The organism is Paludibaculum fermentans, assembly GCF_015277775.1.
In the GTDB taxonomy this organism is placed as follows: Bacteria; Acidobacteriota; Terriglobia; order Bryobacterales; family Bryobacteraceae; genus Paludibaculum; species Paludibaculum fermentans.
This window is the reverse complement of sequence record NZ_CP063849.1, coordinates 7,951,270-7,974,972: the sequence shown is the minus strand read 5'-3', so window position 1 is coordinate 7,974,972 and position 23,703 is coordinate 7,951,270. Positions and strand designations below refer to the sequence as shown.

Here is a 23,703-nt window from a genome sequence, read left to right as displayed (position 1 = left end):
GTTCGAGGGTATTACCATGCGATTGAAAATCGTAGCAGTGACCGGCGGCCTCCTCACGGGGGCCGCCCTGCTGTTTGCGGCCGACTTTTGGGAGAAGAAACCGTACACCGAGTGGACGGAGAAAGAGGCCCGGCGGGTGCTGACGGATTCCCCATGGGCCCGGAACGCCAACGTCACCTTCGGTGGCGGCGTCGGCGACACCGGCGAGGGCGGCATGGGCCGGCCCAGCGGTGGTGGCGGTATGGGTGGACCCGGAGGCGGGGGCATGGGCGGCCCCGGAGGCGGGGGTGGCGGCATGGGTGGTGGAGGAGGAATGGGTGGCGGGGGCGGAATGGGCGGACCCGGCGGCGGCGGCATGGGCGGCCCCGGCGGCGGTATGGGCGGCTCGCCCACCGCCATGTCAGCGGTCGTCCGCTGGCAGAGTTCCCTGCCCGTGCGCCAGGCGATGGTCCAACTCAAATCCACCTCCGAGCCCGACCAGGCGAAGACGGCCAAGGCCACTTTAGCGGAGCCGAGCAAGAACTATGTAATTGCCGTGGAGGGTTTGCCGATGATGGGCGGAGGCATGCGAGGAGGCCGCCGGCCGGGCATGGAGCAGCAGCAGTTTCAGGCGGGCGCCCCGCAGGCCGGCCAGGAAGGCGGCCAACGGCGCGGACCCGATCCCGAGCAGATGAAGGCGCGGCTCAAAGCTCAAACGCAACTCAACCGCAAGGGACGCGAACCGCTGCATCCGGTAGATGTGCTGATGCCCACCGGGGATGGTCCGCGGGTCATTTACTTCCTATTCTCCAAGGAAGATCCCATCAGCCTGGACGACAAGGAAGTCGAGTTTGTCACCAGTGTCGGCCCCATGCTAGTGAAGCGGAAGTTCAAACTGTCCGAGATGCTCGTCGGCGGGAAACTGGAGCTCTAGAAACGATGCGGCCGCCTGAGCCGAAGCCCGGGCGGCCGCAGGATTCCGGACTATCTAGCGAACCATTAGGACAATGGTTTCAATGTGATAGGTCTGGGGGAAGAGATCGATCATGGTCATCTTCTCGAAACGGTAGCCGGCGCCCACCAGGACGGCGGCGTCGCGGGCCAGCGTGGCTGGATCACACGAGACAAGGCTGATGCGCGGGGGCAGCAGGCGCACGAGGTGCTTGACGACCGCCTTGCCCAGGCCGCTGCGGGGCGGGTCGGCGAGGACGAAGTCGGGCGTGGCCGTCAGATTCTCCAGGTACTGCTCGGATTGCAGGCGGAGGGCCTTGGCCTTAACGCCGCTGCGTTCCGCGTTGAACTCGAGGTCGCGCACGGCCGAGCCGTCGCTCTCGACACCGGTGACTTTCTCGAACCGGCGGGCCAAAGGCAGGGTGAACAAACCCACGCCGGCATAGAGGTCGAGCGCGGTCTTGCCTTCTGCGCCTTCCAGCGCGCACTTCACCATTTCATCGGCCAGGAAGCGGTTTACCTGGAAGAACGACTTGTGGCTGACACGGAACTTCTCACCGGCCGCCGCATACTCCAAGGCGCCTTCTGAAGCGCCGGGAATCTGCAGGCCCAGCCAGTCGAAGAAGCCCTTGGCGACGCCGCGGCTGCCTTCCGTCGACAGCACGTTCACCATGGTTTGTTCCCCATTGGTGAACAGCTCTATCTCCTTGAGAAAGCGGGGGAAGTGCTTGTCACGGCGCAGGCCGCGCAGCTTCTTCAGTGCATCGTTGATCAGCGGAGCCGAGATGGGACATTTGTCCACGTCGACGACGCGATCGCTGCCGGAGGCCTTGAACCCCAACGAGTGTTGGGGGCCAAAGTGGAACTGGCTGCGATTGCGATAACCCCACGGCTCGGCACTGATGGTCTCGATCTTCTCGGGAGCCTCGATCTTGCCCACGCGGCGCAGGACTTCGCGCAGGATCTCCGCCTTCTGGGCGACCTGCATGTCATAGGGCGCCATCTGGTAGTGGCACCCGCCGCATTTTTGAAAATAGGGGCAAGCGGGCTCAATCCGGGCCTCGCTGCGTTCCAACCACTCAACCGCGCGACCTTCCACCATGCCCGTCTTTTGCTTGACAGGCTCGACGCGCACTTGCTCGCCGGGCATCACGAACGGCACAAGCGTGACTTGGCCGTCTGTGCGGCCGAGGCCCGAGCCGCCGTAAACCCACTTCTCGATCTTCACTTCAGCCATGCGCATCCCTTACGATAAAAATTACTCTTCTCTATCAGTTCAGCATGAAACCACGAGTCTTGTCCGGAATCCAGCCCACTGGAAGCCTCCACATCGGAAACTATCTGGGCGCCCTGAAGAACTGGGTCCGCATGCAGCACGACTACGAATGCGTGTTTTGCATCGTGGATCTGCACGCGATCACGCTCTATCAGGAGCCGGCGGAGTTGCGCCGGAAGATCGAACAGACGGCGGCAATTTTCCTGGCGGCCGGCATCGATCCCAGGATTTCCTCGGTCGTCGTGCAATCGACGGTGGCCGCCCACGCCGAGCTTTGCTGGCTGCTCACCTGCGTGACGCCGATCGGCTGGCTGGAGCGGATGACCCAGTACAAGGATAAGTCCGCGAAGCAGGAGAGCATCAGCGATGGTCTGCTGCAGTATCCGGTACTGATGGCGGCCGACATCCTGCTCTATAAAGCGAATGCGGTGCCGGTGGGCGACGATCAGTCCCAGCACCTGGAACTGACCCGCGACCTGGCGCAGCGCTTCAATGCGCAGTATGGCGACACCTTTGTGATGCCGGAGACGAAACTGCCCAGCGTCGGCGCGCGCATCATGGGCCTGGACGACCCCACGAAGAAGATGAGCAAGTCGGAGACCGGCTCCGGCCATGCGATCGCGCTGTTGGACGAGCCCTCCGTGATCCGGAAGAAGCTCATGCGGGCCACCACCGATTCCGGCACCGGGGTCGATTTCGACAACATGGGAGCAGGCGTCGCCAATCTGCTGGCCATCCACCAGTCTTTTACTGGCTGGACGGACGATCAGATCAGGAACCACTTTGCCGGGTTGCGGTACGGCGACCTCAAGAAGACCGTGGCCGAGGCCGTGGTGGCCGGCCTGGAGCCGATCCAGCAGCGCTACAAGGAGATTACCGCCGACCCCGCCTATCTGAAGGGTGTCCTGCGAGAGGCCGCCGAGCGCGTTGCGCCGGTCGCCAACGATACCGTGCGCCTGGTGAAACAGCGCATGGGCATCTACACGGACTAGCGCGGCCATGAGCGCGGGCGAAGCCAGATCGTACTCGCTCGCGGCCTACGGCCGGATTCTGCGGGAGAACCGCAATTTCCGCCTGCTGTGGTTCGCCCAGGTGGTGAGCGAGATGGGCGATTGGCTGTATGCGGTCGCCATCTACAGCCTGCTGCTCGAACTCACGGGCGAGGCCAAATCAGTGGGCTTCGCCGTGGTACTGCAACTGCTGCCGCAGGTATTCATGGCGCCCACGGCCGGGGTGCTGAACGACCGGCTGAACCGCCGCACCATCATGATCTTCGCCGATTGCTGCCGGTTCTTCATCGTACTGGCGATGGTGTTCGTGAAGTCGGCCAGCATGGTGTGGCTGGTGTGGATCCTGCTGTTCCTGGAGACCATCATGTGGGCGCTGTTCGAGCCCGGCCGCAGCGCCATCGTCCCGAACATTGCACGGGACGAGGGAGAAGTCATGGTCGCCAACGCGCTCTCGTCCACCACGTGGGCCATCAACTTCGCCATTGGCAGCGGACTGGGCGGCCTGCTTGCCTACAAATTCGGGCGGGATGTTCTGTTCGCCGTGAACGCGCTGTCGTTCGTCGTCTCCGCACTGCTACTGGCAGCCATGAAGGTGAAGGAGACTCATGCGGCGCACCTGCCGGCCTTTTGCCTGAAGGACATGATCGACTTCACTCCAGTGATGGAGGGCATCCGGTATATCCGGCGCGATAGGCGGCTAACGGCGACACTGATGGTCAAAGCGGGCATGGGCCTGCTGGGCGCGCACTGGGTGATCCTGCCTATTTATGGAGAGCGCGTCTTTCCGATGACCAGCCACGGCGCCGACCTGGCGCGCGGCGGCACCCTGAGCATGAGCCTGCTGCTGGGCGCGCGGGGGATCGGGTCGCTGATCGGCTCGTTTTCGTCAGGTTACTGGGCCAGAAACAGTGAGAAGCGGATGCGCTCCGGCATCCTGTTCGCATTCCTGATCGCGGCCGCTTCCTATTGCCTGTTGAGCGCCGCACCCACACTGGCGCTGGCGTGTGCGGCCGTGGCGCTGGGCCATGCGGGCACTTCCATCGCCTGGGTCTTCTCCACGACAATGCTGCAGGGGATGACGGAAGACCGTTACCGGGGCCGCGTCTTCTCAGCGGACTTCAGCGGCTTGTTCCTGGTGATGAGCTGCATGAGCTTCCTGGCTTCGCAGGCCGTCGACCTGGGTCTCTCCGTGCGCACGGTTGCCCTCATCAGCGGCTGCCTGGGGCTGGTGCCGGCGGGCATCTGGCTGCTTATGCAGAAGAGCTGGCAGGAAGCCCCGGTTCCTGGCGGACAATCGTGATCCGCTCGAAGCCTTCCAGCACGGCGGGCTGTTGCAGGCGCGCAGCCATCCAGTCCATCACATGGTCAGGAACGGTGCGGGTCCGCGCGGCATTGCGACGCTTACACTCCTCCAACGGGATGTCGAAGTAGATCACCTCGGGCGTGCAGTGGTGAAGCTGCGCGAAACGAACCCAGCAGCGCCGTTCCCACACCGTGAGCGCGGTGGAGTCGATGCAGGTGACCGGCATTCCGGCCTGCGCGCGGGCCGCGGCCAGTTGCCGGAGGGTGCGGAAGACGAGGCGGTTCACGCCCTGATGGGTGGGGTCGCCAGTGAGGAGCTCGCGCACGGCGTCGGAGGAAAGCACGGGCAAGCCGTTCTGCTGGGCCCAAGTGGACTTGCCGGAAGCAGGCAAGCCCACAAGGATCAGAAGGCGCATTAGAAGAGGTACCGGCCGGTTTCCAGCATCCGCGTGGCCAACCGCCGGCGGGCCGTCACGGAGTCGACGGGGTCGTACTTGGCGAAGCGGCGGAGCACGGCCATGTTCGTGCGCAGCGCATCGCCCTCGGAAGCTGCCGAGAGCACCATGCGCGCGCTGTCTTCCACCGTGTTCAGGGCATCCCGCAGGAACACATCCCGCACATCGGCGGCGAAAGCGGCCTTCGGGGTGGACTGCAGCCGTTCGCAGCGTAGCGCCACGCTCTCCATGGCGAAGGTGTTCATGGCACAATCCGTCAGCGCGGCGACGACTTCCTGCTGCTCGTCGAGCTTTTCGCGGAAGCGCTGGAAGGCGACGCCCAGCGCGATGAGCGTGATCTTGCGGGCGTTCGCCACGAGGTCCGGCGCTCCGGCAGAAAGCGAGGGCGAAAGCAATTCGTCCTGCACCTGCTTGACGGCGGCCACCAGTGGAAGTTGTCCGCGCATGGCCCGCTTCAACAACATGCCCGTGGCCAGCAGGCGGTTGATCTCGTTTGTGCCTTCAAAGATGCGATTGATGCGGGAGTCACGATAGGCACGCTCCACCATGTAGTCCTGGTGATAACCGTAACCGCCGTGGATCTGCACGCCCTCATCGACCACGTAGTCGAGAACTTCCGAAGCGAAGACCTTCACATAGCTGCACTCGATGGCGAATTCTTCAGCGCCCTTGAGGACATCACCGTGACGCTCGACTTCTCCGGCCACGCGGTAGCTCATCGTCTCGGCGGCGAACGTGCGGATCATCATCTCGGCCAGCTTGTACTGAATGACCCCAAAGCGGGCGATGGGTCCGCCGAACGCATTGCGCTCCTTGGCGTACTTGATGCACGACTGGATGACATTCTTCGAACCGCCGACAGCGAACGGGCCGAGCTTCAGGCGTCCGAGGTTGAGGATGTTGAAGGCAATGATGTGCCCGCGGCCGGTCTCACCCAGCAGATTGGAAGCCGGCACGCGCACATTGTCGAAGTAGACGGCGCACGTGGATGAGCCTTTGATGCCCATCTTCTTCTCTTCCTGCCCCACCGTGAGCCCGGCGACGTTGCGCTCGACCAGGAATGCCGTGAACTGCTCGCCATTCACCTTGGCGAAGACGGTGAACAGGTCGGCCTTGCCGGCGTTCGTGATCCACATCTTCGAGCCGTTGAGCACGTAGTGCGAGCCGTCTTCCGAAAGATCGGCCCGGGTCTTGGCGGCCAGGGCATCCGAACCCGCATGCGGCTCTGTCAGCGCATAGGCGCCGATCCACTCGCCGGAAGTGAGCTTTGGCAGGTATTTCTGCTTCTGGTCCTCCGTGCCGAAGAGCAGCAGCGGCAGTGTGCCGATGCCGGCATGAGCGCCGTGCCAGCCGGCGTAGGAGCCGTCCCTGGCCAAACCTTCGGCGACGATCATCGCGGAGATGAGGTCCATCTCCATGCCGCCGTAGGATTCGGGCACCACTACAGCCGTGAGGCCCAGTTCGGCCGATTTCTTCAGGACCCGCGCCGCTGCCTCATGATCCTGGTGCTGGATCGCCTCCAGGTTCGGCACCACCTCTTTGTTCCAGAATTCATCGGTTGTCCTGGCGATGGCCCGATGCTCTTCGGTGAAGTCCTCGGGTGTGAAAATCTCCCGGGCGTCCACTGACCGGATGAGAAACTCGCCGCCCTTCAATGTGGGCGTAGTTGGTGCGATGGTGCTCATTGCATGTTCTCCAGAATGCCCGCGGCGCCTTGGCCGCCCCCGATACACATAGTCACCATGCCGTAGCGCGCGCCACGGCGTTTCATTTCCCGCAGGATCGTGGCCGTCAGCTTTGCACCGGTGCAGCCCAGGGGATGGCCCAGTGCAACAGCCCCGCCATTCACATTGACCCGATCCGGATCCAAGCCCGCTTCCCGCATCACCGCCAGGGCCTGCACCGCGAATGCTTCGTTCAATTCAATCACATCGATGTCTTCGAGTCGCAGGCCGGCCCGCTTCAGTGCCTTCGGGATGGCGTACACAGGACCTATACCCATCACCTCGGGCGCACAGCCCGCCACCGCGAAGGAGACGAACCGGGCCATCGGTTTCAGCCCAAGTTCGCGTGCCTTGGCTTCCGACATGACGAGCGCACCTGCCGCGCCGTCCGAGGTCTGGGACGCATTACCGGCGGTCACCGAACCCCGCGCGTGGAAGACCGGCTTGAGCTTCGCCAGCGCCTCCAGCGAGGTGTCGGCGCGCGGGCCTTCGTCCTTCGCCAGACCACTCACTGGCACCAGTTCGTCGTCGAACCGCCCTTCCTGCTGGGCGCGCAGTGCGTTCTGGTGCGAGCGATAGGAGAACGCGTCCTGATCCTCGCGGCTGATACCGTACTGGCGCTGGAGGTTCTCCGCGGTCAGCCCCATGGAGATGTAGATCTCGGGCCATTCCAAGGCGAGCCTCGGATTGGGCGCGAACTTGTAGCCGCCCATGGGCACCATGCTCATGGACTCAGCGCCGCCGGCAAGCACAATGTCGGCGCCGCCCGCGGTGATCTTCTCCGCGGCCATGGCGATGGCCTGGAGACCCGAGGAGCAGAAGCGGTTGATGGTGACGGCGGGCACGGTGACCGGCAGTCCGGCCGCGAGCGCGGCGATGCGGGCCACATTCATGCCCTGCTCGCCTTCCGGCATGGCGCAGCCGAGGATCACGTCGTCGATGGACTCCAGCGCCACCTGTGGGTAACGGGCGGCCAGCGCGCGGAAGACAGCGGCAGCCATATCGTCAGGCCGCATCTGGCGCAACGCACCTTTGGGCGCCTTGCCGGCGGGGGTTCGTAAACAGTCGATGATGACGGGCGTGGTCATGTGGAGATCCTAGTTGCGGAGCGGCTTCCCGTTCTTGAGCATGAAGGCGATGCGTTCCTGTGTTTTGACAGTGCCGCACAAGCTGAGGAACGCTTCGCGCTCCAGGTCGAGCAGATACTGTTCCGAGACGAGGCGTTCACCGGGATGCTCTCCGCCGGTGAGGACCCGCCCGAGCTTCTCGGCAATCAACATGTCGTGATCGCTGATGTATTCGGCCTGGCGCATGAGCCAGGCCCCAATGCGCAAGGCGGCAAAGGCCGGATCGCCGCCGACCTTGATGTCGTTGCGCGGCCTGCCGGGCCGGTAGGAGGAGACCATCGACAGCGCAGCCTGCTTGGCGTCGCCGATGAGCCGCCGCGGGTTCATAGTCACCGCCGCTGATTTGTCGAGCAACCCCAGATCCCGGGCATTCTCCGCAGAACTGGAGACCTTGGCCATACCGATCAGCTCGAAGACTTTGCGCGGATCTTTGAGCCGGGCGATGAGCTCCTTGCAGCCGCCGGCCCCGGGAATGACACCGACGCCTACTTCCACCAGGCCCATGTAGAGTTCGGCCGCGCTCTGGACGCGCGGAGCGTGCAGCACCAGTTCACAGCCCCCGCCCAGCGCGCGGTGGTGGGGGGCGACCACCACCGGCTTCACCGCGTACTTGATGGCCATGCTGGCCTGCTGGAAGCGGTGGATCGCGGCATTCAGCTCATCCCACTCCTGCTCCTGCGCCGCCAACAGCACCATCATGAGATTCGCGCCGACACTGAAGTTCTCGCCCTGGTTGGCGATCACCAGGGCCTCGAAATCGTTCTCCAGCCGCTGCAGGCCGGAGTAGATCATCGAGATGCCGTCGTCGCCCAGCGAGTTCATCTTGGAGTGGAACTCCAGGCAGAGGCAACCGTCGCCGAGATCGCGCAGGGACGCTCCGGGATTGGCTTGAACCACGGGTTGCTGCCGCAGCACCACGATTCCGGGCCGCGGCGTTTCCACGGGCTCGGGCGGAGGCGGCTTCAGCCCCAGGATACGGGCGATGCCGAACGGACCTACGGTGTGCGCGTAGCCCCATTGCATGGCATGGTCGATGTCGTCGGCCGAATGTGCGATCTGCGGCAGCATCGCGGAGGCATACGCATACACGTCGTCGAACAGGCCGCGGTAGAACTCTCCCGCCTTGGAGCTATCAGCGTAGAGCGTGCGCAGGCGCGTGGGCAGATCCTCAATCAGCTTCGCGTTCTCCAGCGCCGGCAGTTTGACCTTCGCGGCCGGGTGGTACTCGAAGGTCTTCCAGTCGATCGCCCAGATTTCCTTCTTCGGTCCGCGCCGCTGGAAGAAGCCCTGGCCCGTCTTGTCGCCCAGCCAGCCGCGGCTGAGCATCTCGCCCAGGAAGGGCTGCGGCAGGAAGCGTTCCCGCCACGGATCGTCCGGCACGAGGTCGTAGAGGTTCTTGGAGACCAGGTTCCAGACGTCCAGACCCACGATATCCAGCAGGCGGAACGAGGCGGACTTAGGCAGCCCGATCACGGGGCCGGTGAGCGCATCGACCTCCTCGATGGTGAGGTCCAGCTTCTGCATCAGCTGATAGATCGTCGCGCCGAAGAACGAGCCGATGCGGTTGGCGATGAAGTTGGGGGTGTCTTTGCAGACCACCACGCCCTTGCCAAGGACTCGATCGGCAAAGGCGCCGATGTCCTTCAGGAGCGGCTCTTCGGTGGCCGGACCGGGAATCAGTTCCAGCAGGTGCAGATAGCGGGGCGGATTGAAAAAGTGCGTACCCAGAAAGCGCCTGCGGCGGTCTTCGGGCCAACCCTCGCAGATCGACCGGAGGGGGATGCCGGAGGTATTCGTGGTGAGAATCGCGGCGGCCGGGGCATGCTCCAGAACTCGAGCCCAGAGCGAGCGCTTCACCTCGAGGTTCTCGGTCACGGCTTCGATGACCCAGTCGACGCCGCTGAGCTGGGACAGGTGCTCGTCGAAACTGCCGGGCGTCACCAGGGCAGCCCCCTGCTCGGTATAAAACGCGCCGGGAGACTGTTTTCGGGCGGCTTCGATGCCCTTGGCGGCGAGCGCGGTGGTCAGGTCGAGCAGCAGGGCGGGGATGCGCGCATTGGCGAAGTGCGCGGCGATGCGCGCGCCCATGGTTCCGGCGCCGAGCACCGCGACCTGGCGGATTGGCTTCATGATGTGGGAGTCCTCTTCAACAGCGTGGAAAGAATGGAATTCGCGAGCTGCTCGCCGTCCGTCTCGGCGGGCGCGGGCCGCACCACGAATCCGACAAAGGCCGTATACATGACGCGGGCGCGGGAGTCCGCGCTCTTCTGCCTGTGCCCGGCGGACCGCAGCAGGCGGCTGAGATACTCCGTGCGCCGGGCGTCGATTTCGGCCAGGGCGGAGGCGACGCGCTCAGCCTCCAGCGACCAGGCCCGCATGGCGCGTTCGAAGCGTAGATCGGTGGTGAAAGCGTGTAGAACGATCGCCTGCAAGCGTGCCTGCGGAGAGGCGGCGGCGCGCTCGTGCTGGTCGATCATTTTATCGACGGCAACGTGGGTCCAGAAAGAGAGCAATTGCGCGTGGAAGTCGTCCAGCGACTGGAAGTGCCAGTAGAACGATCCACGCGATACGCCCAGTTCGCGGGCCAGGGCATCGGCGCGCAGGGCACGGGGGCCTCCGGCGGCCAGCGCGAACAGACCGTGCTTGAGCCAGTCAGTGGGACTCAGCGGGCCAGGCGACGCGGCTTTGGTGGCGTGCACGCTCCTGACACCCAGGTCAGGGCTGCTGTGGATAAGCATTGTGAGTACCATACATCACTGTATGGGGGAAGTCCAGCACAGGCTGAAACCTCACAATCAGGCGGAGGAAAGTCTATTTGAAGCTCTTCACGGCCTCAGCCTCGTCGTCGAAGATCTCGAAGACGGTGATGAGCTTGGTGATCTGCAGCAGGTTGTAGATCTTCTCGGGCAACCGGGCCAGTTTGATCTGGGCGGAGACGTTGCGGGCCGAGGTGTAAGCGCCCACCAGTTCGCCAATGCCGGTCGAATCGAGGTAGGTCACGCCGCCAAGGTCGAGCAGCAGCTTCCGGGTTCCCTTCTGGAGCAATTCGCGCAAAGTATTGCGAAACAGACTAGTGGATTCCCCTAATGTGATGGTGCCGGTGCAGGCCATCACCGTAACGCCGTTTACTTCGCGAGTCTGAATGTGGACGGACATGAGACAGAGTTCCTCCTGCGGGAGAAAACTCATCGTAGCAAAGGAACCCCTCCCCGTTGGGGCGGCCGGGCCGGGGATTGTGCCAATTTCTATGCCCCGTGCCCGGCGCTGCCGTTAACTCGTTGATTTTTAGACGATTGATTCGTGCTCGACATTGCGGGGCATGGGCTTGTCGGTGGACGCGAAATCGGCTTTAGCTTCCCGCACGCACCCAATGTCGTCGGCACCGGAGGTTCGCAACAGCGAGACGGCCTGGTTCCGCCACTGTTTGCTGTCGCAGTGAACCGAAAGCAGGATCGCTCCGCGCCGCCGCCGGCCGCCGCAGCGCCTTGTCTCATATTCCGGAATTACCCATCCGGCGATTGTGCCAACAAGGCCGCCGATGACGGCACCGATGCTCATCCCCGCAAGAACAACCAGCACGACGTCGGCGGCCAGATAGCCGTCGAGATAAGGGACATGAATGGATCCGCCGGCCAGCACCCAGGCAATCACGGCGCCGACAAATGCGCCTGCCGCGAAACCCGCGACGGCGCCTTCCGGAGCCTTGCTGCTCTTCACGTGGACCAAGTCCTTCGTGCCCTCATTGATGGAGAGCAGGAGGGAGTGATCGGTGCTGCGAAATCCGGCGCGGCGGAGGAGATTCAGGGCGTTTTCCGCATCGTTGAGAGATACGTAGGTGGCCATCACTGCCATATTCTTGCTTGCCATAGGGCTGTTCTCCTTACACAGGAAAACATAAGCAAGCCTGCAGCCATTACTTCAAAACTTTTATTTTCTTCGGTTTGCGAAACCAACTGGCGCGCCTGCCGCCCGTTACAGCAGCAAACAGGCAATTCTTCCCGCCCGCCGGGCAGAAAATTCGCCTGACGGTCTTCGCCCATTCATCGGAATCAGGCCAGGGTCTCGGCCAAGACCGTCAACGCCTGCACGCACTGCCCCGCCGAAACATCGTAGTGGGTGACCGCTCGCATCGTGGTGGGATTGATGCCGTTGATCAGAACACCCCGCAATTTCAGGGCGGCGCTGATGGCGGCACTCTCCTTGCCCGAACTGGAAACATCGAAGATCACAATGTTGGTGGCGGGCACCGGAGTGATGACGCGAATCCCGGGAATCTCCGCCAATCCGGCCGCCAGTGTGCGCGCATTTTCATGATCCACCGACAACCGGTGGGGCATGGTCTCCAGTGCGATCAACCCCGCGGCGCCGAGGATGCCCACCTGGCGCATGCCGCCGCCGAGGCGCTTGCGGTAGAGACGCGCCCGTTTCATGTTCGCCTCCGATCCGACAATCATCGATCCGGCCGGAGCGCCTAACCCCTTGGAAAGACAGAACTGGACCGTGTCGACCTTGGCGCACATCTGCTTGACGCCGATGCCCGAGGCGGCTGCGGCATTGAAGATGCGCGCGCCATCCATGTGGACGGCAATGCCGCGCTCATGGGCGCGATCGCAAATGTCGTCGATCACCGCCTGCGGATAGACCGTCCCCCCCGCCATGTTGTGGGTGTTTTCCAGCTCAACGCACCCGGTATCGGCGGCATGCGGACCGAGAGGGCGGATTTCCCGTTGGATGGCATCCCAGGTCAGAATTCCATCCTCAGTGTGGATCGCCCGGATCTGGCAACCCGAGAACCAGGACGTCATGGAGAGCTCGTAGTTCAGCAGGTGGCCGCGAGCGTCGCAAATCACCTCCTGGCCGTGCGTCGTCAAGCACTTGACGCCAATGGTGTTACCCATCGTGCCGGTGGGCACGAACAGGCCCGCTTCCTTGCCAAACGTCTCGGCGGCTCGCGCTTCCAGCAGGTTGATGGTGGGATCTTCCCGATAGACGTCGTCGCCTACCTCGGCTTCCGCCATCGCCCGGCGCATCTCCGGCGTGGGCCGCGTCACGGTATCGGATCTCAGGTCGATCATGGTCTCAGGCATGAATAAATTCCTCAAACACCTCGTTGGAGAGCAGGATTCCGCGCGGCGTGAGGCGCAGGGTCTGCCCGTCTGTGGCCAGCAGGCCATCGCTTACGAACTGATCGATGACAGCGCGGTGCTCCGCCCACTCGTCCGGGGTGGGTTGGATGCCTTTCATCAGGCGTAAACCAACGAAGAACCGCTCTTCGGCGAGGATCGCCTCGACCGAACTCAAGCGTGGATCAGGAGCCTTTGCGTACTCAGAGGGCGCCTCCACGTTCTGCCAGCGCAGGCGGCCGTCAAAAGAATGGGCATCTGCTCCAAACCCAAGATAAGGCTCCAGTTGCCAATACTTCAGATTGTGCATGGACTCCGAGCCGGGCCGGGCGAAGTTGGAGATCTCGTAACGCTGGAGGCCCATCTCCGCCAGGCGATCCACCGCCTGCTCGTAACATTCCACTATCTGCTGCTCGCCGGGTACGTCCATCGCCCCATACCGCACCCCGCCCAGCAGCATTTCCTTGCCCAGCCTCGAATCCTCGTCCACCTCCAGCATGTAGACGGAGACATGCGGTACATCCAGGCTCTCCACGTGGGCAAGCGAACTCTCCCAGCCGCGGGCAGTCTGGCCGGGCAAACCGGCAATCAGGTCGATATTGATCTCGGAGAAGCCCTCGGACCGGAGCATGGCTACATCTTCCGCCACATTCGCGGCGGTGTGCTTGCGGCCGGTACGCCGCAACTCCGTTTCGACGAAGGACTGCACGCCCAGGCTGACACGGTTGAGCCCCAAACGAAGCCAGGACTGCGCCTGCTGCTGCGAAATGGCGCCCGGGGCTGCCTCGATCGTCGCCTCGGGCCAGGGATTGCCCGGGACGAGCCCCAGGATGGCGCCCAGCATCGCGGGATCCATCGAAGCAGGCGTGCCTCCGCCCAGGTAAACTGTTTCCGGCGTCCACCCCCAGATTGTGGAGCGGATTTCGCGGGTCAGTGCATCCAAATACTGTTGTTCCAATTCACGCGGGAACACCCCGGAGGCGAAATTGCAGTAGGTGCACTTCTGCGCACAGAACGGCCAGGAGATGTAGACGCCGGCCACTAGAGATGAAAATCCGGAATCCGCTTCTGAATGGCGGAAACCATCAGATCTTCCAGCGTTTGGCCGGAGTCGGGGAGGACAAAGGCGTCAGCCTCGGGCTTCCAGTCGAACTTGTAACTTTGGACGTGAGCCGATACCCAGATCTGTTTCACGGGGCTGTTCGGGCTGACGACAAACCGCTCACGTGGTTCTTCGAACTCGACGGTGAGCGCTCCGTTGTTCATGTCCACGTCGAAATCGTAGTCGTCGCTGGCTCCGGCCAGTTTGGCAAAGACGGTTTCCAGGGTCTGATCGACCCGCTGCTGGAATTCCTGGTCGGTAAGCATCATCTACAGTTTAGCCGCTTGTGCGGGGACAACCGGAGCGCGGCAGGCGCAGTTGAAGGAGACGCAATGATCGGATTTGCTAGTCTGGGTTGGAGCAAGGCATGAGAAGCACCTGCATTCCGCATACCGAACTGCCGGGTACCAGCGCGCTTTTCGCTGACTATCTGTACCGCTTTGAACGCGTGGCGAAGTTCTACGCGCACAACCCGCATGATCCGGAGTCCATCCGCCGGGCGGCCAACGCGGCGGGCATCCCCGACGAGCGGCGGCAGAAGGTCGTCGCGGCCTTGCGAAAGATCAACGGCGAGTCTGCCTCGCTGGCCCAGTTGGAACTCCCCGACACCGTGGCCATCGTCACCGGCCAGCAGGTGGGCCTTTTCTCCGGGCCGGCGTACACCGTCTACAAAGCGTTGACAGCCGCCAAACTGGCGCGCCAGTTGACTGACTCCGGCATCCGGGCGGTGCCCGTCTTCTGGCTGGCCACCGAGGATCACGATTTTCAGGAGATCCAGCACGCGTGGATGTTCGACCCCCGGCAGCGGGCGGCCCGCCTGGAGGCGACCGGCGCCGGCCAACCCGGTCAACCGGTGGGTTCGATTCCCATCACTACCGCTCCGGTGGACCAACTGCGCGAGACACTGCGCGGTTTCCTCTATGCCGACGAAGTGATGGAGCTGGTGGATGACGCCTATCAGCCCGGCCGCACGTTCGGCGAGGCGTTCCGCCTGCTGATTCAACGCCTGCTCGCCGGACATGGCCTGGTCTTCCTGGATCCTCTCGAACCGGCCCTGCGGGAAGTGGCTGCGCCCATGCTGCATGCCGCCCTGGAACGGCGCGGTGAGCTCACCCAGGCGCTGATCGCCCGCGGCAAGGAACTGGAAGCCGCCGGCTACCATTCGCAGGTCCTCGTAGACAAAGATACGTCTCTGTTCTTCAAGCTGGAGGGCGGCCGCCGGCTGAAGCTCGCGCCGGACGAGGTACCTTCCGATTCCGCTTCGCTCTCGCCGAATGCGCTCCTGCGCCCGGTGATGCAGGACTACCTGTTGCCCACCGCGGCCTACATAGGCGGGCCGGCGGAACTGGCCTACCTCGCCCAGTCGCAGGTGCTCTACCAGACCCTGCTGGGCCGCATGCCCATGGCCGTGCCGCGCAGCGGATTCACCCTGCTGGATGAGCGCGCCCACACGCTGATGGACAAGTTTCATATCACGCTGACGGATTGTTTCCACGGGGCCGACTCCCTCAAGGAACGGATCGCTTCGCGCCTCATTCCTGAATCGCTGGGCGCTACGTTTGAAGACGTCACGAGCGAAGTCCGCAGTTCGCTGGAGCGCCTGGAGCGTGAACTGCAGAGCTTCGACCCCACGTTGGGCGCCGCCCTGGTGAAGAGCCGGGCGAAGATCCTTTATCAGCTCGAAAAGAACCGCCGCAAGACCTCGCGTGAGGCAATGCGCCGCAACCTCCAGGTGACCGAGGGTGCCGCCCACCTCAGCGGCCTGGTGTTCCCGGAGCGCCACCTGCAGGAGCGGTTGTTCTCACTGCTGCCCTTCCTGGCGCGGCATGGCTTCGATCTGATCGATACCCTTTACGAGAACGTCCACCGCGGCTGTCCGGACCATCTGTTGTTGACCGTATGAAAACCAACTCCGTCAAACAGGCCCTGCGCGAGGGCAGGCTCCAACTCGGCACGGCCTTCGCCCAACTCCGTTCGCAGGACGTGGCCCGCATCCTGGCGGCAGCCGGCTTCGACTGGGCCTTTTTGGACGGAGAGCACGGCGGCTTCGATCAGGAGACGCTGCAGGATCTGTGCCGGATTGCCGTGAAGGTGGGCCTCAGCCCCATCGTGCGCGTGGCGGACCTCCAGTATTCGCTCGTCGCCCGAGCCCTGGACTGCGGCGCTGAGGGCGTGATCTTCCCCCGCGTCGAGGATCCGGCTCTGCTCGAGAAGGCCGTCAGTTGGACCAAGTTTCCGCCTGTCGGGATGCGCGGCATGGGCCTGACGACGATGTCGTTCGACTTCGAGCCCGTCACCATCCCGCAGATGATGGAGCACCTCAACCGCGAGCAGATGGTGGTGCTGCAGATTGAAACCGTGAAGGCCTTTGAAGCCCGCGACGAACTGCTTTCGGTCGCCAACGTGGACGCGGTCATGATAGGCCCGGTCGATCTCACCATCAGCCTGGGTGTGCCCGGCGAATTTGAGCATCCCAGGATGCTCGCGACCGTGGAGAAGATCATCGAGAGCTGCATTGCACACGGCGTAGCTCCCGGTGCGCAGGCTCGGAATCTTGCCCTTGCCCAACGCTGGAAGAAGATGGGCATGCTCTTCGTAGGCTGCAGCAGCGAGACCGCGATGCTCTACGAGCGCGGGCTGGAAATCACGAACGCGCTGCGGTGAAGCTACCCGACCCTTACCTGCATAATCCTGACGAACAGCGGATTGACGCACCGCTGGGGCGCTGGAACCTGTACATCGGCGGTGCCCGCCGTCATGTGCCCGGTTATGTGAACCTCGACATCCTGGCCACTCCGGGTGTCGACGTCCTGGCCGACGCCCACGAGCTTCCCTTTCCGGATGACGTCTTCCAACGCGTGGAGTGCGACGCCGTGCTGGAGCACGTGTACATGCCGCAGCGCGTGATGCGGGAGATCGAACGCGTGCTCGCCCCGGGCGGCTTCGCCCATGTCGTGACACCGTTCTGCCACCCGTTTCACGAATACCCCAAGGACTACCGGCGCTTCACGCCCGATGGTCTCGCCTCGATGGCCGGCGGCCTGAAAGTGGTGAAGACCGGCTGGCGCACGGGACCTGCAGCCACTTGGATCCTCTTCACCATGGAGTTCGCGAAGATGCTGCTGCCCTGGCGCTGGTGGCGCATCCTGGCGCACGGCGTCCTCGGGCTGCTGCTTTGGCCGCTACGCTACCTGGATCCCTGGCTGATGAACTCGCCACACGCAGCCCGCCTGGGCAATCACTGCTACGTGTGGCTGCAGAAGCCGAAAACCGGCCGCTAGACCGGATTCGCGGTCATGAACGCGGCAATCTCCGCGATCTCTTCCGGCGACAGGCGGAAAGTAGCCGCGCCGATCACACCTTCCAGTTGAGCCGGCGACCGCAATCCGACGATGGCCGCCGTGATCTCGGGACGCCGCAGCGCCCAGGCGATGGCCACTTCTCCGGGCATCCGCCCGTGGCGATTGCCGATCTCGCGGATGAGTTCAACCAGCGCCAGGTTGCGCGTCAGGTGCGGCTCTTTGAAGCTGAGGGCGTTCTTGCGGAAATCGTCGGCGGGCAGATTCTCGATGCGCTCGCGGGTCATCTTCCCGGTTAGCAGGCCGGACTTCATCGGCGAGTAGACGATCATGCCGATATTATTCTCGGCGCAGTAAGGCATCGCCGCGGCTTCGACATCGGGCGAGGGGATCGAGTAGGGAGGCTGCAGCGAGGTGATGGGGCCGAATTTCTGAATGCGCTTCATCTGCGCGACATTAAAGTTCGACACTCCCACCCAGCGGACTTTGCCTTCTTCCTTCAACCGCACCATCGTCTCCCAGCCCTCTTCGATGTCCTCCTCGGGCTCGGGCCAGTGGATCTGATAAAGATCGATTACATCGAGCTTCAACCGCCGCAGGGAAGCCTCGCACTCCTTCCGGATGGAGTCGCTCTTGAGGCTCTTGTAGATCTGGCGGTTCTCATCCCAGCAGCGTTCGCACTTGGTGAACACATAGGGCTTCTGCGTCCGGCCTTCCAGCGCCTTCGCCACAACTTCCTCGGAATGGCCGAGGCCATACACCGCGGCGGTATCAATCCAGTTGATGCCCGCATCCAGCGCGGCGCGAATGGCCGCAATCGATTCGCTGTCGTCCTGCGGACCCCAGGCAAACGCCCAGCCGCCGCCCCCCATGGCCCAGGCTCCGACGCCAAGCGGGGTGATATGTAGGTCACTGTTGCCAAGTTGTTTTGTCTGCATCGCTCATTTCGTTATACCCCGTAGAGACCCCACCGCATGGAACACTTGGGCTTTCAGCCCACCGGGGGATGCCCGGTTCCGATACTCTGTTCGAAGCGAGGCATTCACTACAAAATGAACATCGGATTTGTCGGACTCGGCATCATGGGCAAGCCCATGGCCAAGAATCTCCTGAAGGCCGGCCACAAGCTGACCGTGTACGACATCGTCACCGCATCGGTCGAAGAGCTGACCGCCGCCGGCGCGGAAGCCGCTTCCTCGGCCGCCGATGCGGCTGCGCGCTCGGAACTGACCATCACCATGCTGCCGGACGGACCGGACGTCGAAGCCGCCGTGCTGAACCCCGGCGGCGTGCTGGACGGCGCAGCCGCGGGCTCCATCATTGTGGACATGAGCTCCATCAACCCCGTAACGGCCCAGAAAGTGGGAGCGGCCTGCGCGGAGAAGGGCGTGGAGTTCCTGGATGCGCCGGTGAGCGGCGGTGAACCAAAGGCCATCGACGCCACCCTGGCGATCATGGTGGGCGGCAGCCAGGACACGTTCGACAAGGCGCTACCGGTGTTGAAGTCCCTGGGCTCCAGCGCGACCCTCACTGGCCCTGTCGGCGCCGGCAATGTGACTAAACTGGCGAACCAGATCATGGTCGCCTGCAACATCGCCGCAATGGGCGAAGCACTCGTCCTGGCCACCAAGGCAGGCCTGGATCCGGAGGTTGTCTTCAACGCGGTGAAAGGCGGGCTCGCGGGCAGCACGGTGTTGAACGCCAAGGCGCCCATGGTCATCGGCCGTAACTTCAAACCCGGCTTCCGCATCCGCCTGCACCAGAAGGATCTGCGCAACGCGCTGCTGGCCGCCGAGTCGATGAAGGTCGCCCTGCCCTTCACCAGCATGGTGCAGCAGATGCTCGTGGCCTCGATGAACAACGGCCGCGGCGACCTCGACCATTCCGCCATCGTCAACATCATCGAAGACATGGCGCAGTGCCAGGTCCGCAAGCCCGAATAAGGAACAAAGCCGATGCAGCCTCTCTACGTACGCGTCCATGCGCGCGACAATGTCGCCATCATCGTGAACCCAGAGGGGCTGCCGGCCGGGACATCCTTCGCCGATGGCTTGACCCTGACGGAGTTCATCCCACAGGCCCACAAGGTGGCCTTAGTTGAGATCGGTGCGGACGAACCCGTGGTCCGGTACGGCGAAGTCATCGGACTGGCCCGCCGGACCATCGCACAGGGGTCCTGGGTTCGTGAAGAGCTACTGAGCCTTCCTTCCGCCCCGGCCCTCGATCAACTGCCTCTCGCCACCGCCGTCCCAGACTCCCTGCCTCCGCTGGAAGGCATCACCTTCGACGGCTATCCCAATCCCGACGGCACCGTGGGCACCCGCAACATCCTGGGCATCACCACGACCGTCCAGTGCGTCGCGCCCACGGTCGACTACGCGGTCAAGCGGATCAAGCAGGAACTGCTGCCGCGCTACCCCAACGTGGACGACGCGGTCGCCATCACCCACACCTACGGCTGCGGCGTGGCCATCCAGGCGCCCGGAGCTGCTGTCCCCATCCGCACCATCCGCAACCTCGCGCTGAATCCCAATCTGGGCGAATCGCCGCTGATCGTGAGCCTGGGCTGCGAGAAACTGCAGCCCGCGAAGCTCTTCCCTACCTCACCGGGACTGCCGGTGCTGCAGAACGAAGACCCGTTTATCGTCCGGCTGCAGGACCAGCACGGCTTCCAGGACATGATCGCGGAGATCCTGCGCTTCGCGGAAAAGCGCCTGGAGCAACTCGATCGCCGCCGCCGCGTGCCCTGCCCTGCTTCGCAGCTGAGTGTCGGACTGCAGTGCGGCGGCAGCGACGCCTTCTCCGGAGTCACCGCCAACCCGGCCGTCGGCCATGCGGCGGACCTGCTGGTGCGCGCCGGCGCCACAGTGATGTTCTCGGAAGTGACAGAGGTACGCGACGCCGTCCACCTGCTGACGCCGCGCGCGATCAACGAAGCAGTGGCCCAGGCGCTGATCCGGGAAATGGCCTGGTATGACGAGTATCTGGAACGCGGCTTCGCCGACCGCAGCGCCAACCCCACGCCGGGCAACAAACGCGGAGGCCTGGCAAACATCGTCGAGAAGGCTCTGGGCTCCGTGGCCAAGGCGGGCACTACAGCCTTAATGGGGGTGGCCGGACCGGGCGAGCGCGTCACCACGAAGGGCCTTGTCTTTGCCGCGACGCCCGCCAGCGATTTCATCTGCGGCACGCTCCAACTCGCCGCGGGTATGAACATGCACGTCTTCACGACGGGCGAAGGCACACCCTATGGACTAGCGATGGCTCCGGTGATCAAGGTCTCTTCACGCACCGCCCTGGCCGAGCGCTGGCCCGACCTAATCGACGTCAACGCCGGCCGCATCGCGACAGGAGACGCCTCGATCCAGCAGGTGGGCCAGGAGCTGTTTGACCTCATCCTGGCTGTCGCCAGCGGCCGCAAAAAGACATGGGCCGAGACGTGGCAACTGCACAACGCCCCGGCCCTCTTTAACCCCGGCCCCGTCACCTGAGGCTCACCCCAACAGTGCCTTCTCGAGTTCGGCGGCGCGGGGAAACAGAAACTCATTCTCGACGCGGATGTGCTCCAGCAGGTCGGCTTCCAGCTCTTCCAGGGAAGCAAACACGGCCCGGAAGTTCGCACATGCATAGTCGGCCGGCACGTAGTCGCGGGTGATCGCCCGCATCTGCTTCAGCGCGTCGGTGGCTCCGTCGTGCTCGCGCAGCATCATCTGGATCGGATTGCGCACGGTGCCGAACGGCGGCGCACCAATGGGGTAGCCCGTCTCCGCAGCCGAGTCATAGCGGTTGATGACCGGGAAGAGGATCATTTCCTCTTTGTGGAGATGCAGCTCCAGTTCTTCCTGCAACCCGCAGTAGACAGCGTGCAGTCGGCTCAGCAAAGCGCCGTCCCGCTCGCCGTGGCGCGTGGCCATGCGGTCTAGCCGCTGCCGCAGCCGGGGCAACTCCAGTTTCAGGTACTCGTGATGGCGGGCGTTGATGTGCTTCGTCAGCTCGCGCAGCGAGATGTTCGCCCAGTCACCGGACACGGCCTGCCTGGGCGCCGCCGCTGCCTGCAACTCACTGAGAACGGCTTCCAGGTTCAGCCCGCGCTGCCGGCACGCTTCGTCGATGAGGACATCAGCTTCCTGGTGAAAGTCGATGCCATACTTTTCCACAACCACGACGCAACGGAAGTTGCGGGCGGTCCAGTCTCCAACAGTAGCGGCGGCGGTTTGAATCATCGGTCGTTCTCCTGATGCCAGTTTCCACCCGCCGGCCCTTGCCGGTCTGTGACCAATATCACAATCGGCTTGGAAATATGCTAACCGCCGGGTAAGATACTCCGCATGGCAAGCACCACGGTCCGCAGCGTTCTCTCCGTTCTGGCTGGCTGGGCCTCAGTCGGAGCTCTGGTGGTCGCCACCGACGGTCTGCTCATGGCAGTGTTTCCCGACCGCTATGTGGCAGGCCGCCTGCCCCCCGATTCCCTGGCCGCGATCAGCCTCGCCACCAGCACAATCTGGTCCGTCGCCGGCGGCTGGGTGACGGCACGGCTGGCGCCGTTCAAGCCTTGGCACCACATCCTGGGCCTCATCCTGTGGGGTGAGTTGCTGGGCTTTGTGTCCACCGCGTTCACGTGGGGTCAGACCCAGCTGTGGTATCAGGTCGGGCTGCTGATCCTGTGGACGCCCGCGGTCTGCCTTGGCGGCTGGCTGAGGGCCGGCAAGCCCTCGTTCCGTGCCGCGTGAGTTCATCCAGGCTCTGCTTTGACGCCGCTGGAGCACGAGTGATACTGTTTGGGACGGAGAAGCTATGAACCGGTTCAGTGCTGCTTTTATTTTGTCAATTTCCCTTTGTGCCGCCCAGCCGGCCAAGACCAGGACGATCTCCCTGGCCGACCTCAAAGACCGCATCCGTGGCGGCTGGGCCGGGCAGATGTTCGGCGTCAGCTACGGCGCGCCCACCGAGTTCCGCTTCAACGAAAAGATCATCCCGGTCGACAAATTGCCCGAGTGGAAACCCTCCAAGGTCGATAACGCCCTGAACCAGGACGACCTCTATGTCGACATGACGTTCGCCAAGGTTCTGGACGACAAGGGCCTCGACGCCACCACGGACGACTTCGGCGCCATGTTCAAGAACGCGCGCTACAACCTTTGGCATGCGAACCTCGCCGCCCGCCGGGCCCTGAAGCGCGGAGTGCCCGCCACTCTGTCCGGCACTCCCAAATACAACGCCCACGCCAACGACATCGACTTCCAGATCGAAGCCGACTTCATCGGCCTGATGACGCCTGGACTCCCACAGGTCGCCAACGACATCGCCTGGCGCGCCGGCCGCGTCATGAACTACGGCGACGGCATCTACGGCGGCATGTTCGTGGGCTGTATGTATGCCGACGCGTTCTTTGAATCCGACCCCCACAAGGTAGTGGAAGCCGGCCTGGCCTGCATCCCGGCCAAGAGCCCCTACGGCCAGTTGATTTCGGACCTGATGACCTGGCACAAGCAGAACCCGAACGACTGGGAGAAGGCGTGGCACCTCATCGAGGAGAAGTGGAACAAACGCGAGCCCTGCCCCGAAGGCGCCCTGAAGCCTTTCAACATTGATGCCAAGATCAACGGAGCCTACATCGCCCTGGGCCTCCTGTACGGCGATGGCGACATGACCAAGACCATCCAGATCTCGACTCGCGCCGGGCAGGATTCCGACTGCAATCCCTCCTCGGCCGCGGGCGTGCTGGGCACGATGCTGGGCTGGAATCGAATTCCGGATCAGTGGAAGAGCGGCATCCCGCCGCTTGCCAATCGTAAGTTCCAGTACACCGACTTCACCTTCGAGACCATCGTCGACAGCACCTACAACCGCGCGCTGGCAGTGGTCAAGCGAGCCGGAGGCAAGGTGGAAGGCGACAAGCTGACGGTTCCTGCCCAGGCGGCGAAAGCCCCGAAACTGGAGGTCTGGGACGACTACGGCTCGCCCGCTGAGCGTGTGGCGATCAACGACCCCCGCTGGCAGTGGAACGGCCATTGGACCGACGAATCGAGCCGCAATACGGGATCGCGCATCTCATCCACGAAGGGCGCCTCCGCCGAGATCTCCTTCGAGGGCCGCGGTGTCATCCTGGTAGGCCTCTACCTGCCGGACGGCGGCCTTGCCGACGTGTATATGGATGGCAAGCTCGCCTCGACAGTCGACGTCTATCCCGATGAAGATGCGAGCAAGGGCGGCGAAAGCGTCTACCACGACTTCGCGCTCAAGCCCGGCAAGCACACTCTGAAACTGGTGGTGAAGGGCGAGCCGTACCAGGGATCCAAGGGGGCGAAAATCGCCCTCAGCAACCTCGTAGTCTTCCGCTAACCTCACGTCGAGC

The 23,703-nt window shown here is 63.6% G+C and carries 23 protein-coding genes; 10 read left to right on the top strand and 13 right to left on the bottom strand.

What is annotated here, in order from left to right; genetic code table 11:
• The first annotated feature begins 16 nt into the window (after window positions 1-16).
• Window positions 17-913: a hypothetical protein gene (locus IRI77_RS31650; protein WP_194448944.1), complete on the top strand. Its 897-nt coding sequence runs from the start codon at window positions 17-19 to the stop codon at window positions 911-913.
• Window positions 914-967: 54 nt separating this feature from the next.
• On the opposite strand, the gene IRI77_RS31645 is transcribed toward IRI77_RS31650, so the two are convergent.
• A complete protein-coding gene (locus IRI77_RS31645; protein ID WP_228486422.1) occupies window positions 968-2,167 on the bottom strand; it encodes a class I SAM-dependent RNA methyltransferase in 1,200 nt (399 codons plus the stop codon).
• A gap of 44 nt (window positions 2,168-2,211) precedes the next feature.
• Here IRI77_RS31645 and trpS point away from each other — a divergent pair, with 44 nt between their 5' ends.
• Together trpS and IRI77_RS31635 are read left to right on the top strand one after the other, a co-directional pair.
• Entirely contained in the window at window positions 2,212-3,198 is a 987-nt protein-coding gene (gene trpS / locus IRI77_RS31640; protein ID WP_194448943.1) for a tryptophan--tRNA ligase, read from the top strand.
• Window positions 3,199-3,205: 7 nt separating this feature from the next.
• Window positions 3,206-4,516, top strand: a complete 1,311-nt coding sequence (locus tag IRI77_RS31635) for an MFS transporter (protein WP_194448942.1) — start codon at window positions 3,206-3,208, stop codon at window positions 4,514-4,516.
• On the opposite strand, the gene IRI77_RS31630 is transcribed toward IRI77_RS31635, so the two are convergent.
• From IRI77_RS31630 to cyaY, 10 genes are all read right to left on the bottom strand, one after another.
• Complete coding sequence (locus IRI77_RS31630) at window positions 4,467-4,934, bottom strand: AAA family ATPase (RefSeq protein ID WP_194448941.1); 468 nt, start codon at window positions 4,932-4,934, stop codon at window positions 4,467-4,469. The genes IRI77_RS31635 and IRI77_RS31630 overlap by 50 nt on opposite strands.
• Complete coding sequence (locus IRI77_RS31625) at window positions 4,934-6,658, bottom strand: acyl-CoA dehydrogenase family protein (protein ID WP_194448940.1); 1,725 nt, start codon at window positions 6,656-6,658, stop codon at window positions 4,934-4,936. Before IRI77_RS31625 ends, IRI77_RS31630 begins: the two co-directional genes overlap by 1 nt.
• Complete coding sequence (locus tag IRI77_RS31620; RefSeq protein ID WP_194448939.1) at window positions 6,655-7,785, bottom strand: thiolase family protein; 1,131 nt, start codon at window positions 7,783-7,785, stop codon at window positions 6,655-6,657. Before IRI77_RS31620 ends, IRI77_RS31625 begins: the two co-directional genes overlap by 4 nt.
• 9 nt (window positions 7,786-7,794) lie before the next feature.
• On the bottom strand, window positions 7,795-9,954 hold the full coding sequence (locus IRI77_RS31615) for a 3-hydroxyacyl-CoA dehydrogenase/enoyl-CoA hydratase family protein (protein ID WP_194448938.1): 2,160 nt from the start codon (window positions 9,952-9,954) through the stop codon (window positions 7,795-7,797).
• The gene (locus IRI77_RS31610; protein WP_194448937.1) at window positions 9,951-10,562 is read right to left on the bottom strand and encodes a TetR/AcrR family transcriptional regulator; all 612 of its coding nucleotides are present in this window, start codon (window positions 10,560-10,562) and stop codon (window positions 9,951-9,953) included. Before IRI77_RS31610 ends, IRI77_RS31615 begins: the two co-directional genes overlap by 4 nt.
• Window positions 10,563-10,635: 73 nt before the next feature.
• The gene (locus IRI77_RS31605) at window positions 10,636-10,980 is read right to left on the bottom strand and encodes an STAS domain-containing protein (protein WP_194448936.1); all 345 of its coding nucleotides are present in this window, start codon (window positions 10,978-10,980) and stop codon (window positions 10,636-10,638) included.
• Window positions 10,981-11,109: 129 nt separating this feature from the next.
• Complete coding sequence (locus tag IRI77_RS31600; protein ID WP_194448935.1) at window positions 11,110-11,691, bottom strand: DUF3341 domain-containing protein; 582 nt, start codon at window positions 11,689-11,691, stop codon at window positions 11,110-11,112.
• A 182-nt stretch (window positions 11,692-11,873) separates the two neighbouring features.
• The gene (locus IRI77_RS31595; protein WP_228486421.1) at window positions 11,874-12,911 is read right to left on the bottom strand and encodes a threonine aldolase family protein; all 1,038 of its coding nucleotides are present in this window, start codon (window positions 12,909-12,911) and stop codon (window positions 11,874-11,876) included.
• Window positions 12,904-13,989 carry a radical SAM family heme chaperone HemW gene (hemW, locus tag IRI77_RS31590; RefSeq protein ID WP_194448934.1) on the bottom strand — a complete coding sequence of 362 codons (1,086 nt, stop codon included), beginning with the start codon at window positions 13,987-13,989 and terminating at the stop codon, window positions 12,904-12,906. The genes IRI77_RS31595 and hemW overlap by 8 nt, the downstream gene beginning before the upstream one ends.
• Entirely contained in the window at window positions 13,989-14,318 is a 330-nt protein-coding gene (cyaY, locus tag IRI77_RS31585; protein ID WP_228486420.1) for an iron donor protein CyaY, read from the bottom strand. Before cyaY ends, hemW begins: the two co-directional genes overlap by 1 nt.
• A gap of 98 nt (window positions 14,319-14,416) precedes the next feature.
• Here cyaY and bshC point away from each other — a divergent pair, with 98 nt between their 5' ends.
• The 3 genes from bshC to IRI77_RS31570 are packed head-to-tail and all read left to right on the top strand — an operon-like array spanning window position 14,417 to window position 17,330.
• Complete coding sequence (bshC, locus tag IRI77_RS31580; protein WP_194448933.1) at window positions 14,417-15,952, top strand: bacillithiol biosynthesis protein BshC; 1,536 nt, start codon at window positions 14,417-14,419, stop codon at window positions 15,950-15,952.
• The gene (locus IRI77_RS31575) at window positions 15,949-16,713 is read left to right on the top strand and encodes an HpcH/HpaI aldolase family protein (protein ID WP_194448932.1); all 765 of its coding nucleotides are present in this window, start codon (window positions 15,949-15,951) and stop codon (window positions 16,711-16,713) included. Before bshC ends, IRI77_RS31575 begins: the two co-directional genes overlap by 4 nt.
• A complete protein-coding gene (locus tag IRI77_RS31570) occupies window positions 16,710-17,330 on the top strand; it encodes a class I SAM-dependent methyltransferase (protein ID WP_194448931.1) in 621 nt (206 codons plus the stop codon). Before IRI77_RS31575 ends, IRI77_RS31570 begins: the two co-directional genes overlap by 4 nt.
• Here the strand turns inward: IRI77_RS31570 and IRI77_RS31565 are convergent.
• Window positions 17,327-18,286 (bottom strand): aldo/keto reductase, encoded by a 960-nt coding sequence (locus IRI77_RS31565; protein ID WP_194448930.1) that lies wholly within the window; start codon window positions 18,284-18,286, stop codon window positions 17,327-17,329. The two genes, IRI77_RS31570 and IRI77_RS31565, sit on opposite strands and share 4 nt — an antisense overlap.
• A 114-nt stretch (window positions 18,287-18,400) precedes the next feature.
• Between IRI77_RS31565 and garR the strand changes: the two genes are divergently transcribed.
• Window positions 18,401-19,291 (top strand): 2-hydroxy-3-oxopropionate reductase, encoded by an 891-nt coding sequence (garR, locus tag IRI77_RS31560; RefSeq protein WP_194448929.1) that lies wholly within the window; start codon window positions 18,401-18,403, stop codon window positions 19,289-19,291.
• 12 nt (window positions 19,292-19,303) lie between these two features.
• Complete coding sequence (garD, locus tag IRI77_RS31555) at window positions 19,304-20,839, top strand: galactarate dehydratase (protein ID WP_194448928.1); 1,536 nt, start codon at window positions 19,304-19,306, stop codon at window positions 20,837-20,839.
• Window positions 20,840-20,842: 3 nt separating this feature from the next.
• Here the strand turns inward: garD and IRI77_RS31550 are convergent, their stop codons facing one another.
• Window positions 20,843-21,571, bottom strand: a complete 729-nt coding sequence (locus tag IRI77_RS31550) for a DUF542 domain-containing protein (RefSeq protein WP_194448927.1) — start codon at window positions 21,569-21,571, stop codon at window positions 20,843-20,845.
• Between the two features lie 105 nt (window positions 21,572-21,676).
• Here IRI77_RS31550 and IRI77_RS31545 point away from each other — a divergent pair, with 105 nt between their 5' ends.
• A complete protein-coding gene (locus IRI77_RS31545) occupies window positions 21,677-22,078 on the top strand; it encodes a hypothetical protein (protein WP_194448926.1) in 402 nt (133 codons plus the stop codon).
• 64 nt (window positions 22,079-22,142) lie between these two features.
• Window positions 22,143-23,690, top strand: coding sequence for an ADP-ribosylglycohydrolase family protein (locus IRI77_RS31540; protein ID WP_194448925.1), 1,548 nt, complete (start codon window positions 22,143-22,145; stop codon window positions 23,688-23,690).
• Window positions 23,691-23,703 lie beyond the last annotated feature (13 nt).